Below are 13,121 nucleotides of genomic sequence, written 5' to 3' on the forward strand. Positions count from 1 at the left end.
CAAGCTTGCCGGCGGCGTCCACCGTCTCGACGGCCAGCTCATGGTCGTTCTCGATGTCGATCGCGTTCTCGAACTCGAAACCAAAGTGCAAATGGCTGCGTGAGCCCAACAACATCGAAGCCGGAGAACCAAAATGAAGACATGTTTGGTCGTCGATGATTCCAGCGTCGTGCGCAAGATCGCGCGCCGCATCCTGGAAGGCCTTGAATTCGAAGTCACCGAAGCCGAGGACGGCTCGAAGGCGCTGGAGATCTGTCAGCAGAAGCTGCCCGATGCCGTGCTGCTCGACTGGAACATGCCGGTCATGGACGGCTTCGAATTCATGGGCCACATGCGCCGCATGCCCGGCGGCGACCAGCCCAAGGTGGTGTTCTGCACCACCGAAAACAACGTCGCCCACATCGCCCAGGCGCTCAGCGGCGGCGCCAACGAATACATCATGAAGCCGTTCGACAAGGACATCATCGCCGACAAGTTCGCTGAAGTCGGCTTGATCCCGGTCGGACAAGCCTTTGCTTAAGTCTTCCTGGCCTGAGTGTTTCCGGTAATCCTGCGAGAGGCTGCCCTGTGACCCCGCCCGAGTATGAGTATCTGCGGAAGTTTCTGAGAGACCATTCCGGTCTCGATCTGTCTGCCGACAAGCAATATCTGATCGAGAGCCGGCTGTTGCCGCTCGCGCGCAAGGCCGGACTCTCCGGCATCGGCGAGCTCGTCCAGAAGCTGCAAGCTGGTTCGAGCGCGCTGATCACCAGCGTGGTCGAAGCCATGACCACCAATGAGACCTTCTTCTTCCGCGACAAGGTCCCGTTCGATCATTTCCGCGATACGATCATGCCAGAGGTGCTCAAGGCGCGCGCGGCGCGCCGGAGCGTGCGTATCTGGTGTGCCGCCGGCTCGACCGGGCAGGAACCCTATTCGCTGGCGATGAGCTTGAAGGAGATGGGCGCGGCGCTCACCGGCTGGCGGGTCGAGATCATCGCCACCGATCTGTCGCAGGAGGTTTTGGAGAAATCCAGGGCCGGCATCTACAGCCAGTTCGAGGTGCAGCGAGGCCTGCCGATTCAGCTTCTGGTCAAATATTTCAAGCAGACCGGCGAGGCTTGGCAGATCAATCCCGAGCTGCGCGCCATGATCCAGCATCGGCAGCTCAATCTGCTGCACGATTTCTCCCAGCTCGGCACTTTCGACGTGATCTTCTGCCGCAACGTGCTGATCTATTTCGACCAGGAGACCAAGATCAACATCTTCAACCGCCTCGCTCGTCAGGTCGAGGGCGACGGCTTCCTGGTGCTCGGAGCTGCGGAAACCGTGGTCGGGCTGACCGACACCTTCCGTCCGATTCCGGAGCGGCGCGGCCTCTACAAGCCCAATGACGCACGCAGCGTCGGCGCCAAGCCGGCGATCGCGGCGGCGCCTCCGCGGACTGCTGCAATGGCAGGGCTGCGCGCATGAGCGAGGATGGCAAGGGTGCGGAACGTGTGACGTTCAGTCGGGGCTATGATGTTTGCATCATGGCGATCGACGGAACCTGGCGTCGCGATTGCAAGCTCAACGCGATTTCCGACACCGATGCCATCCTTACGGTCGAAGGCTCGATCCAGGGCCTGAACCTCAAGGAATTTTTTCTCCTGCTGTCCTCGACAGGCCTTGCCTATCGCCGCTGCGAGCTGGTGCGCGTCAACGGTGCGGAAATGGACATCCAATTCCTGCGCGGCAAGAACAAGAAGAAGCGCGCCGCCGCGGGTCATGACGCGATGGTCTGAACACGGAGCTGGCGTCCTGCTTGCTTTCCTAACGCGTTGTGTCGAATTTGCTGCAAACATCCGATTGAATTCGCGGCGTCCGTTTTACGTGGCCTAAGCGCGTGCGCTGTATGAATTGCCGGTCTCACTCGCAGGATCCGGTAATGCCAAGAAGCTCCTTCTCTACACTCCCGTCAAACCCGTCTGATGCCGGCGAACGGCGTCCGTTGCAGCTTCTGGTCGTCGATGACGACGCCACGCAGCGCAGCCTGATCACGGTCGCAGCCAAGCAGGCCGGACATGCGGTGACCGTGGCGTCCTCGGTTTCGGAGGCGATCAGCAAGCTTCGCGCCGGGCGCTTCGACTGTGTGACGCTCGATCTCGTTCTGGAGGACGGCGACGGCATCGAGGTGCTGCGCGTGATGTCGGAGGCGAAATTCGCAGGCTCCGTGATTGTCATCAGCGGCATGGATGGCCGGCGCCGCAGCGCCGCCCGCCACTTTGCCCGGTCGGTGGGAATCGAACTGCAGAGCCTGCCGAAGCCGCTCGATCTCGCCGCGCTGCGCATCTGCCTTGCCAATCTCGGCAAGATGGCGATGGGTCTGCCGACGATGCATACTTGGGGCGGAGTCGCCACCGATGCGATCGTAGAGCGCCACCGCGCGTGATCACGCGCGGGGTACGCGCGGTATCAGCCGATCAGGTGCGGCTGCCGTGCCGCTGCGGTCGCAGTTTCAGCCAACCTGCCGGAATCAGAGAACGATTTTAAGGCAAGGTCGAGGCCGGCCCTGCACGCACCGAGCGCTGCGTTTGCCGTGGCATAGCGGGGCGTGACGTCATCCAGCACGAAAACGTCGGTGGAACCCGGCGGATCGCAGGCATCCTCCCGCGTGATCGCGGCCTCGATCAGGCGTATGCTGGTCTCGATCTGCGCGATCAGAGAGCGAAGATCGGCGGCGATCAACTGACGGCTGTCGGAAATGGCCGCTGCGACACGTGGGTCGGTGCCAGCAGAATTTTGCATGGATATTCTCCGTCCCCCAGTCATTAGGCACTACGCCGCTACTTGTGCGTTAACTTCATGTCCCGTACAAATGCGGGGTGGGCCGAATCCGTGCCGAACGCCAAAAACGTTTGGCGCGGACACAAGTCTTCTCATGCCGGATGGACGTGGCACATGGCCGAAAAAACCTCCCGTGGCGAGATCTTTGTGGTCGACGACGATCCTGCCGTTCGCGACACCCTCTCGATGGTGTTGAAGGCGGCGGGCTATGAAGTGATCTGTTTTGCCGACGGCGCCGCGCTGCTCGCGGTCGCGCGAAACCGCACACCGGCCGCGATCCTGCTGGACGTCCACATTCCCGGCAAGTCGGGCCTCGACATCTTGAGGGAGCTGCACGGCGAGGATTATCCCGCGCCGATCTTCATGATCTCCGGACAGGGCGATATCTCGATGGCCGTCAGCGCCATCAAGAACGGCGCGCTCGACTTCATCGAGAAGCCGTTCCGCGGCAGCGAAATCGTCAACCGGCTCGACGAGGCGATCGGGGCTTATGCACGTCGGCAAGCGGAGAGCGCCTCGCCCAAGTTCGGCCAGCTCCACTTCCCTGGGCGCGAGCCCTTGACCCGGCGCGAGCGCGAGGTGCTCGAGCAGTTCGCCGCGGGTGCCTCCAACAAGGAAGCCGGCCGTACGCTCGGGATCAGCCCGCGCACCATCGAGGATCATCGCGCCAACATCATGAAGAAGCTCGGTGCCCGAAATGCGGCCGATCTGATCCGCATCGTGATGACGGCGGCCCAGCGCGCGTCGTAAATCGAAGCTCCTCTCTCGTGCCCCGGACACAGCGCGTCACGCAGTGATGCGCTGCTGAGCCGGGGCCCATCTCTCCAGTTTAGAGCAAGCGTTGTGGATCCCGGCTCTGCACAGCAGCGCTGGCGCGCTGCAGTGCGTCCGGGACACGAGAGTTACGCGCGTCTCAGCCGTCGAGCGCCTTGCGCAAAATCCTTGCGAGATCCGACTTGCGGTACGGCTTGGCCAGCAGCAGAACGCCTGAGTCCAATCGTCCGTGGTGGATGATCGCGTTTTCCGTATAGCCTGATGTGTAGACCACTTTGAGATCTGGCCTGGTCTTCAGGATCTCGTCGGCAAGCTCACGGCCGTTCATCTTGCCCGGCATGATCACGTCGGTGAACAGGAGGTCGAACGGCTTTCCGGCCGTGACGATCACCAGCGCGTCAGCCGCATTGGCCGCCTGCAACGTCGCGTAGCCCAGCGAATGCAGCTGAGCCAGCACATAGTCGCGCACCAGGCGATCGTCCTCGACCACCAAAATCGTCTCGTCTCCGCCCTCTATCGTAGCCGGCGTTACGCCCTCGCCGTTCGCGGTCGCCGTCATGCCCGGCGGCAGGTACATCTTGATCGTGGTCCCGTGTCCTTCCTCGCTGTAGATCCTGATATGGCCGGCAGACTGCTTGACGAAGCCGTAGACCATGGAGAGGCCGAGGCCGGTGCCCTTGCCGGGTCCCTTCGAGGTGAAGAAGGGATCGAACACCCGGTCCAGGAGCTTTGCCGGAATGCCGGCGCCGGTGTCGCTGACCGCGATCAGCACGTAGTGGCCGGGGCGAATGTCGTTGATGTTGGCGTAGACTTCGTCGAGATAGGCAGCTCCCGTCTCCAGGATCAGCTTGCCGCCGTTCGGCATGGCGTCGCGGGCGTTGAGCGCCAGGTTGAGAAGCGCGGTGGTGAGCTGGTTGGGGTCGACGATCGCCACGCAGCTTTCCGCCTCGAACACGGACTCGATCTGGATCTGCTCGCCCAGCGTCGGACGCAGCAGCTTGGCGGTGTCGACGATCAACGAATTGACGTCGATCTCGCGCGGTTGCAGCGGCTGCTTGCGTGCAAAGGCGAGCAGGTGCTGGGTCAGATCGGCGCCGCGCGCTGCGGCCTCGTCGATCATCTTGGTGATGGCGGCAAGCTGCGGCTCCTTCTCGACCGCTTCCGCCAGGATCTCGATCGTCCCGGTGATGACGGTGAGGATGTTGTTGAAGTCGTGCGCCACGCCGCCCGTGAGCTGTCCGACCGCCTCCATCTTCTCGGCATGGCGAATGCGCTCCTCGGCCGCGACCTTGTCGGTCAGGTCGCGGTAAAAGACGTTGAACAGCAGTCCTTCGCGACGGCTCAGCGCGGTGACGCTCAGCTCAGCCTGGAATTCCTTGCCGTCACGTCGGCGGACCATCATCTCGCGCCGGCGCTCGGGGACCCTGCCGTCTTCCGAGCTCACGAAGCGTTGCAGGCCGGCCCGGATCGTTTCGCGTTCGCTCTCGGCGACGATCAGGTCGATGCTGTTCCTGCCCAGCGCCTCATCGCGCCGCCAGCCGAACAGCCTTTCCGCCTGCGAGTTCCAGTCCAGGATGGTGCCGTTCTCGTCGGTCTGGACGAAGGCGTCGAGCGAGGTCTCGATGATGTTGCGGGCGAGCTGCTCGCTTTCCCGCAGCGATTCCTGCGCAAGCCGGGCTTCGGTCATGTCGCGCCCGACGAAGTAGAAGCGCTTCATCTCGGCAGACCATGTTCCGAGCCAGGAGAGCCAGACCTCGTGCCCGTCCTTGTGGAAACAGCGGGTGTCGGCCAGCTTCGGCCGTTCGCCGTGCCGCAAGGCCCGCATGTCCTCGCGTGCCCCCTCCAGATGATCTGGATGGACGAAGTCGGCGCCGCTGCGGCCGACCATCTCCTGCGGCCGATAGCCGAGAATGGCTTCCGAACTCGGACTTATCTGGGCGACGTAGCCCCTCGCATCCATGATCATGATCAGGTCCTGCGAGGCGTCGAAGATCCGCCGCCGCTCCTCGAGCTGCTGCTGCAGTGCCCGCTCGGTGCGCCTGGCTTGGGTGATGTCACGGGCCGATCCGGAAGCGCCGATGATTTCGCCGCCGGGACCCCTGATCGGCGACAGGCTGAGCGCGATCTCCACGGGAGTGCCATCCCTGCGCAGGCGCACCGTCTCGAAGCGTTCGATCGGTTCGCCGCGCGCGATCCGTCGCAAATAATCCTTGCCCTGCTCGCGGCGATCGGGAGGCACGATGATCGAGGTGTGCTTGCCGATCGCCTCGTCCGCCGAATAGCCATAGAGCCGTTCGGCCGCAGGATTCCAACCGGTGATGATGGCGTCGAGCGACTGCATGACGATCGCATCGTCGGAGGATTCGACCGCGGCACTGAACAGGCGCTCGCGTTCGGCATGATGGCTTCGCGCGGCTTCGGTACGGCGGTGCTCGCGAACCTCGCGTTCGAGAGCCGCGGTCTTGGCCTGCACCTCCGCTACCATGTGCGCGAAGGCCCGTGCCAGTGCGCCGGTTTCGCCAGCCGCATCGACTGGAATGGCGATCTCGCCGCCTCGGCCGACGGTCTCGACGGCGCGCGTCAGTTGCACGACAGGCCGTGTCAGGGTTCTCGCGAGCAGGATCGCCAACACGGCTGCGCCGAGCACCGCAATCGAGCCGACCGACAAGGTGGTGTTTTGGATCGCCGCGGCAAAACGGGCGAATGTCGTGTTGGGAGCAATCTCGATGATTCCGAGCCATTCTTTGCCGGCGAGTAGCGCCGGCGCGAAAGCTGCGCCGCCAACCCGGCCTCGCGCATCCCTGACGGCTTGAGCAGCACCTTTGGTGGCCCCGATCATCCCCGCAAAATAGGGAAGATCCTTCGTCCAATCGTTGGGCTCGCCGTGAGAAAGGCCGAACTCGCGACTGCGGTCGGGATGCACGACGTAGTCGCCGCGCGCATTCACGACGTAGAGCTGCTCGCCCGGGCGGACCAGCGAACGGAGACGCTCCAGCTCCGGACGCATATCGATGTTGACGATGATGATTCCGAATGGCTTGCCGTCCGGCGTGAACAGCGGAGAGGCCACACGCAGCGTCGGTGCGTGGGCCGTCGTCGTGCCGCCTCGATCACTCGCCGGTTCGAGTGGCGAGACGTAGAGCTCGCCCGGAGGAAGCCGGATCGTCTCCTGGAAGTAGCTGCGCTCACCCTTGCGCTGGAGCTCGTCATCGGGAGCGATCCGCGCCGAGCCGCTGGGGCCGGTCCGGTCCACCCGGATCAGTTCCGGTTCGCCCTCCGCGATGCCGATGATACGAAACTGCGCGTAAGCCGGCTTGGAATCGATCTCGGCGGCAAGGCGCGCCGCGAGGCGGTCGCGCCAGGTTTTCTCGGAAACGCCATCCTGCGTGTCGGTGCCTCCGGCAAGATGCGCGCGGATCAGGCCGTTGAGAGCGGCCGCCGCGCGGTAGCCGGCAATATCGCCGCGCGCGCTGGCGACGTAGCCTTCGACGTCGGATGCGAGCAGCCGTGAGTGGGTCTCCAGCCGATCGATCACCCGTGGCAGGACGGCCTGCTCGACGCTCGAGGAACTCAGCCAACCCACCGCAGCCACTGTAGCCGCAACCAGCAGAGTCATGGCGATAGCGAGCCGCGTCGCCAGCGTCATGTCGCGCTTCTCGCTGTTTCGGGTACGGTTCGGCTTGTCCTGGTGCGTCGCAGAACCGCTGCCCTCGTTATCTGCCGCCGGTGCTGACATCAGGAGTCCTCGGCTTGCTCGCCTGCAGGCAATCGTCGACGGCCGCGAGCAGCGCCTCGGGGCGGAACGGCTTGGGCAAGCTTGCCGCTGCGCCGAGCCTCGTCGCCATATTGAGGAAGTCCGGTTCGGCATAGGCGTCGGGCGTGGCCGACCGGCCGGAAATCACGATGATCGGCACCCCCGGCGCTCGCGACCGGATGTGTCGCATCGTCTCCAGTCCATCCATTCCGGGCATGAAGATATCCAGGAACAACAGCTCGAACTGATCGGCTTCAAACAGTGCAAGGCCCTGATGGCCGTCACCGGCGACCATCACGCGATGGCCAGCTCTCTCCAGCAGCAGCCGGATCGTCATCTGCACGGCCGGATCGTCATCCACGATCAGGATGTTGGCCAAGTTCCAGTCCCCCGAGCCTGGTCCAGGTCGACCATGTCGGTCGAAGCAGGGATTAGGAAATTGTTGCGCGGATTCCGCGTAACCTGCAAGCACTTCGCGACGATGGAACGTGCCGATGGCGCGGCTCGGACATAAGCTGCCCATATGCACGCTTGCATGCTTATCATGCTACAGCAGGTGGCTGCGCCGCGTCTAGTCGCTGAGATATTCCGGATAGCGTGCCCGGATCCTGTCGAGCTCGCTGAGCGTGCCTGACAGATGCGTACGCAAGTGCTGCTGGGCGGCATCGGCGTCGCCGGCTTCGATCGCGCGGGTGATCAGCCTGTGGTGCCGCACGATGTTCTGGGCCTTGCCGGGGGAGGGAAGGTGCAGCCGCCGCAAACGGTCGATATGTCCGCTGCGGCTGCGTACCAGCGTCCAGAGCTCGTGCTTGCCCGCGGCCGCGTAGAGCTGGGCGTGGAAATCGTTGTCGCCGGCGATGAAGCTCTCGAAATCTCCGCCCCTGGCGCATTGCTGCTGGAGCGCGATCGCGTGGTCGAGACGGATGATCAGGGCTTCGTCATGGCTCTCCGCGAGCAGCCGCACGATCTCGAGCTCCAGCGCCTGGCGCAGGAAATGCGCCTGCTGGGCGCGGCCGACATCGACTCGGCTGACCACCGTCGCGTGCTGCGGGAACACGTCGACGAGCCCTTCTTCCTCCAGTCGCATCAAGGCGTCGCGGATCGGCGTCGAGCTGACGCCGAATTGCGCGGCGAGATCGGCACGCGACAGCGGCGAGCCCGGCGGCAGCTCAAGGGACAGGATCGCGTTGCGCAGCCGCTCGAACACCTGTGGCGCGGCCTGCCGGGCGCGGTCGAGCCGCGCGCCGGCGCGGGACGCCGCGCGAGGCGCGGTATGGGACACTTCCATGGCGGCGGCTCCGCGCGCTTGCCTTTGATGCACTAATGCATTAGTGCATCACCAACGCCGCTCGTCAATGCCGGCCAGAGGAAACGAACAACAATGATCAAGCAGTTCCAGCACGGCCTCGCCGCCGTCGCCCTGATCGCCGCCATGGCCGTGTCGGCGACTCCTTCAGCGAGAGCGCAGCAGAAATCCGAGATCGCGCTGTCGCGGCAGCCCGGCATTTTCTACATGCCGAGCCACATCATGGAGAAGCTGAAGCTGATCGAGAAGCACGCGGCTGCGCTCGGCGTATCAGGCGTCACCACCAAATGGATCACCTTCTCCGGCGGCGGCGCGCAGACCGACGCGCTGCTCGCGGGCGGGGTCGACATCCTCAACACCGGCACCGGCAATCTCCTGCTGCTGTGGGATCGCACCCGCGGCGGCGTGAAGGGCATCGTCGCGACCTCGGCGCAGCCGATGACGCTGATCAGCCGCGATCCCAACGTCAAATCGATCAAGGATTTTGGCCCGACCGACAAGATCGCGGTGCCGACGGTCAAGGTCTCGACCCAGGCGATCGTATTGCAGATCGCGGCCGCCGAAGCCTTTGGCGCGGACCAGTGGTCGAAGCTCGATGCCAACACGGTGCAGCTCGGCCATCCCGATGCCTACGCCGCGCTCGCCAATCCCAAGCACGAGGTGCACAACCACTTCTCGATTCCGCCGTTCAGCTTCCTGGAACTGAAGAACGTGCCGGGCGCGCATGTCGTGCTGAATTCACCCGACGTGATGGGTGGGCCCCTGAGCCAGGCGCAGTTCTTCACCACGACCAAATTCGCCGACGCCAATCCAAAGATCATCCAGGCTGTGCGCGACGCGACCAAGGAAGCGCAGGACCTGATTCGCAGCGACACCAGGCAGGCGGTCGAGATCTACAAGGAGATCACCGGCGACAAGACCTCGGTCGAGGAGCTGCTGGATCTGCTCAAGCAGCCCGGCATGATGGAGTGGAATCTCGAGCCGCAGGGCACGATGAAATTCGCCGCCCATCTATTCAAGACCGGCACGCTGAAGACGCAGCCCAAGGCGTGGACGGACTATTATCTCCCCGTCGCGCACGATCTGAAGGGCAGCTGAGCCCATGGCGCTGCTCGATGTCAGCGGGGTGACGCTGCGCTACAAGACCTCGAGCGCCGTCGTCACCGCGACCGAAAAGGTGTCATTCACCGTCGACAAGTCCGACCGCTTCGTGCTGCTCGGACCGTCCGGCTGCGGCAAGTCGACCCTGCTCAAGGCGGTCGGCGGCTACATGGTGCCGAGCGACGGGCGGATGGCGATCCAGGGACGCGATATCGTCGGCCCCGGCGCCGACCGCATGATGATCTTCCAGGAGTTCGATCAGCTCCTGCCCTGGAAGACCGTGCTCGCCAACGTGATGTTTCCGCTCCTGACCGCACGGCGGCTGCCGCGCAAGGAGGCCGAGGCGCGCGCGCGGGCCTATATCGACAAGGTTGGCCTCACCCGCGTGGTCGATGCCTATCCGCACACGCTCTCGGGCGGCATGAAGCAGCGCGTCGCCATCGCCCGCGGCATGGCGATGGAGCCGGACATTCTCCTGATGGACGAGCCGTTCGCGGCGCTCGATGCGCTGACGCGGCGAACCTGCCAGGACGAATTGCTCCAGCTCTGGCGCGAGACCAAGTTCACCGTGCTGTTCGTCACCCATTCGATCGCCGAGGCGATCCGCATCGGCAACCGCATCCTCCTGCTGTCGCCGCATCCCGGCCGCGTCAAGGCGGAGGTCGTCGATGTCGATCGCGTCTCCACCGACGATGGCAGCGCCGGGCGGCTGGAGAAGGAGATACATGATCTCCTGTTCTCGTCCGCTGCAACGGCGCATTGAGGGAGCCGGTCATGAGTGAAGCGAGAATCCTGCTGCGAGCCGCACCGGTTGGGGACGCCGTCAGCGCCGAGGAAGTCGAGCGCAGGCTGAGCGTCCTTGAGCTGTTGTGGAACGAAGGCTTCGTCCGCAAGACGGTCATCATCCTGTTTCTTGCGGCGATCTGGGAAGCCTACGGCGTCTACCTCGACAATCCCCTGCTGTTCCCGACGCTGCACGATACCCTCGTCACGCTGTTCGAACGCGTCAAGGACGGCACCATTCCCATGCGCGCATGGACCTCGCTGAAGGTGCTGTTCATGGGGTACTCGGCGGGAATCGTGCTGGCCGCGATCTTCACGGTGCTGGCGATCTCGACCCGTATCGGCACCGACTTCCTCGAGACCGTCACGGCGATGTTCAACCCGCTGCCGGCGATCGCGCTGCTGCCGCTGGCGCTGATCTGGTTTGGGCTGGGCAATGCCAGTCTAGTGTTCGTGCTGATCCATTCGGTGCTGTGGCCAGTCGCCCTCAACACCCATTCCGGCTTCAAGAGCGTCTCCAACACGCTGCGCATGGTCGGGCGCAATTATGGCCTGCGCGGATTGCCTTATGTTGCAAAAATTCTGATCCCGGCGGCGTTCGGCTCGATCCTCACGGGCCTCAAGATCGGCTGGGCCTTCGCCTGGCGTACGCTGATCGCGGCCGAGCTGGTATTCGGCGTGTCGTCAGGCCAGGGCGGCCTCGGCTGGTTCATCTTCGAAAATCGCAACCTGCTCGACATTCCCGCGGTCTTCGCAGGCCTCTTGACCGTCATTATCATCGGGCTCTTTGTCGAGAACCTGATCTTCCGCGCGATCGAGCGGAATACCGTCCAGAAATGGGGTACCCAATCATGACGAAGAAAAAGACGCCCGACCAGCTCCGCAGCGCGCGCTGGTTCGCGCCTGATGACCTGCGCTCGTTTGGCCACCGCTCGCGCACCATGCAGATGGGTTACGCGCCGGAGGAATGGAAAGACCGGCCGATCATTGCCATCCTCAATACCTGGTCGGACGCGCAGCCCTGCCACATGCACTTCAAGTCGCGCGTCGACGACGTCAAGCGCGGTATCCTGATGGCCGGCGGTCTGCCGATCGAATTGCCGGCGCTGTCGCTGTCGGAATCGCTGCTCAAACCGACAACCATGCTTTACCGCAACCTGCTGGCGATGGACGCAGAGGAGCTGCTGCGCAGCCATCCCGTCGACGGCGTGGTGCTGATGGGCGGCTGCGACAAAACCACGCCGGCGCTGCTGTTGGGGGCCACCTCGATGAACATCCCGGCGATCTACCTGCCGGCAGGTCCGATGCTGCGCGGCAACTGGAAGGGCAAGACGCTTGGCTCGGGTTCCGACGGCTGGAAGTACTGGGACGAGCGGCGCGCCGGAAAGATCTCCGACAAGGACTGGGTCGACATCGAAGCCGGTATCGCCAGAAGCTATGGCACCTGCATGACCATGGGCACGGCGTCGACCATGACGGCGATCGCCGAAGCGATCGGAATGACGCTGCCGGGCGCCTCCTCGATACCCGCGGCCGACGCCAATCACATTCGCATGGCCAGCGAATGCGGTCGCCGCATCGTCGAGATGGTCTGGGAAGACCTGACGCCGAAGACGGTCCAGACGCGAAAGGCATTTGAGAACGCGATCGCGGTCGCAATGGCGATGGGCTGCTCGACCAATGCGATCATCCACCTGATCGCACAGGCGCGCCGCGCCGGTCAGGACATCGGCCTCGATGATTTCGAGAAGGCCAGCCGCAAGGTGCCGGTCATCGCCAATGTGCGGCCGAGTGGCGATGCCTATCTGATGGAGGACTTTTTCTATGCCGGCGGTCTGCCGGCGCTGATGGAGCAGATCAAGCAGCATCTGCATCTGGATTGCATCACGGTCACCGGGAAAACGCTTGGCGAGAACATCGCGGGCGCTGAGGTTCACAATGATGATGTCATACGCTCGGTCGATAACCCCATCTACAAGGAGGGAGCGCTTGCCGTGCTCACGGGCAACCTTGCGCCGGATGGTTGCGTGATCAAGCCAAGCGCTTGCGCGCCGCGCTTCCTCAAGCACACGGGACCGGCGCTGGTGTTCGACGACTATCCGTCGATGAAGAAGGCAGTCGACGATCCCAATCTCGACGTCACCGAGGACCACATCCTCATTCTCCGTAATGCGGGGCCTCAGGGCGGGCCGGGCATGCCGGAATGGGGCATGCTGCCGATCCCGACGAAGCTCGTGAAGCAGGGCGTGCGCGATATGGTGCGCATTTCTGACGCACGCATGAGCGGCACCAGCTACGGCGCCTGCATCTTGCACGTCGCGCCGGAGTCTTATGTCGGTGGCCCGCTCGCGCTGGTGAAGAACGGCGACCGCATCACGCTCGACGTCGCCGCGCGCACCATCAATCTGGATGTGCCGGACGCCGAGCTCGCCAAACGCCGCGCGGAATGGAAGCAGCCCGAGCGCCGCTTCGAGCGCGGCTATGGCTGGATGTTCACCAAACACATCAAGCAGGCCAATGACGGCTGCGACTTCGATTTCCTGGAGACCGGCTTCGGCGCGCCGATCGGCGAGCCATCGATTTACTAACCCAATCACC

Annotated in this window: 13 protein-coding genes and 1 pseudogene; 10 read left to right on the forward strand and 4 right to left on the reverse strand. The window is 63.9% G+C overall.

The window, feature by feature from the left end; all coding sequences use genetic code 11:
• The 5 genes and pseudogenes from Q3C01_RS34115 to Q3C01_RS34135 form a co-directional block, all read left to right on the forward strand.
• Positions 1-103, forward strand: a pseudogene (locus Q3C01_RS34115) (chemotaxis protein CheW); the annotation flags it as partial.
• A gap of 30 nt (positions 104-133) precedes the next feature.
• A complete protein-coding gene (locus Q3C01_RS34120) occupies positions 134-520 on the forward strand; it encodes a response regulator (protein WP_458149657.1) in 387 nt (128 codons plus the stop codon).
• A 47-nt stretch (positions 521-567) separates the two neighbouring features.
• Entirely contained in the window at positions 568-1,452 is an 885-nt protein-coding gene (locus tag Q3C01_RS34125) for a CheR family methyltransferase (RefSeq protein ID WP_458149658.1), read from the forward strand.
• A complete protein-coding gene (locus Q3C01_RS34130; protein WP_458149659.1) occupies positions 1,449-1,763 on the forward strand; it encodes a PilZ domain-containing protein in 315 nt (104 codons plus the stop codon). Before Q3C01_RS34125 ends, Q3C01_RS34130 begins: the two co-directional genes overlap by 4 nt.
• 143 nt (positions 1,764-1,906) lie before the next feature.
• A complete protein-coding gene (locus Q3C01_RS34135; RefSeq protein ID WP_458149660.1) occupies positions 1,907-2,410 on the forward strand; it encodes a response regulator in 504 nt (167 codons plus the stop codon).
• A 23-nt stretch (positions 2,411-2,433) separates the two neighbouring features.
• On the opposite strand, the gene Q3C01_RS34140 is transcribed toward Q3C01_RS34135, so the two are convergent.
• Entirely contained in the window at positions 2,434-2,766 is a 333-nt protein-coding gene (locus Q3C01_RS34140; RefSeq protein ID WP_458149661.1) for a hypothetical protein, read from the reverse strand.
• A gap of 153 nt (positions 2,767-2,919) precedes the next feature.
• Here Q3C01_RS34140 and Q3C01_RS34145 point away from each other — a divergent pair, with 153 nt between their 5' ends.
• Complete coding sequence (locus Q3C01_RS34145; protein WP_449384159.1) at positions 2,920-3,555, forward strand: response regulator transcription factor; 636 nt, start codon at positions 2,920-2,922, stop codon at positions 3,553-3,555.
• A 163-nt stretch (positions 3,556-3,718) separates the two neighbouring features.
• Here the strand turns inward: Q3C01_RS34145 and Q3C01_RS34150 are convergent, their stop codons facing one another.
• The 3 genes from Q3C01_RS34150 to Q3C01_RS34160 all read right to left on the reverse strand — a co-directional run bounded on the left by Q3C01_RS34150 (position 3,719) and on the right by Q3C01_RS34160 (position 8,621).
• Complete coding sequence (locus Q3C01_RS34150) at positions 3,719-7,315, reverse strand: PAS domain S-box protein (RefSeq protein WP_458149662.1); 3,597 nt, start codon at positions 7,313-7,315, stop codon at positions 3,719-3,721.
• Positions 7,293-7,712 carry a response regulator gene (locus Q3C01_RS34155; RefSeq protein WP_458149663.1) on the reverse strand — a complete coding sequence of 140 codons (420 nt, stop codon included), beginning with the start codon at positions 7,710-7,712 and terminating at the stop codon, positions 7,293-7,295. Before Q3C01_RS34155 ends, Q3C01_RS34150 begins: the two co-directional genes overlap by 23 nt.
• A gap of 192 nt (positions 7,713-7,904) precedes the next feature.
• The gene (locus Q3C01_RS34160) at positions 7,905-8,621 is read right to left on the reverse strand and encodes a GntR family transcriptional regulator (RefSeq protein WP_458149664.1); all 717 of its coding nucleotides are present in this window, start codon (positions 8,619-8,621) and stop codon (positions 7,905-7,907) included.
• A gap of 93 nt (positions 8,622-8,714) precedes the next feature.
• On the opposite strand from Q3C01_RS34160, the gene Q3C01_RS34165 reads away from it, so the two are divergent.
• From Q3C01_RS34165 to araD, 4 genes are read left to right on the forward strand one after another with little or no spacing between them, the layout of a single operon-like run.
• On the forward strand, positions 8,715-9,737 hold the full coding sequence (locus tag Q3C01_RS34165; protein WP_458149665.1) for an ABC transporter substrate-binding protein: 1,023 nt from the start codon (positions 8,715-8,717) through the stop codon (positions 9,735-9,737).
• Positions 9,738-9,741: 4 nt separating this feature from the next.
• Complete coding sequence (locus Q3C01_RS34170; protein ID WP_458149666.1) at positions 9,742-10,503, forward strand: ABC transporter ATP-binding protein; 762 nt, start codon at positions 9,742-9,744, stop codon at positions 10,501-10,503.
• A gap of 11 nt (positions 10,504-10,514) precedes the next feature.
• Positions 10,515-11,378 (forward strand): ABC transporter permease, encoded by an 864-nt coding sequence (locus Q3C01_RS34175; RefSeq protein WP_458149667.1) that lies wholly within the window; start codon positions 10,515-10,517, stop codon positions 11,376-11,378.
• The gene (gene araD / locus Q3C01_RS34180; RefSeq protein WP_458149668.1) at positions 11,375-13,111 is read left to right on the forward strand and encodes an L-arabinonate dehydratase; all 1,737 of its coding nucleotides are present in this window, start codon (positions 11,375-11,377) and stop codon (positions 13,109-13,111) included. Before Q3C01_RS34175 ends, araD begins: the two co-directional genes overlap by 4 nt.
• The last annotated feature ends 10 nt before the right edge of the window (positions 13,112-13,121 follow it).

Source organism: Bradyrhizobium sp. UFLA05-109 (assembly GCF_054185165.1).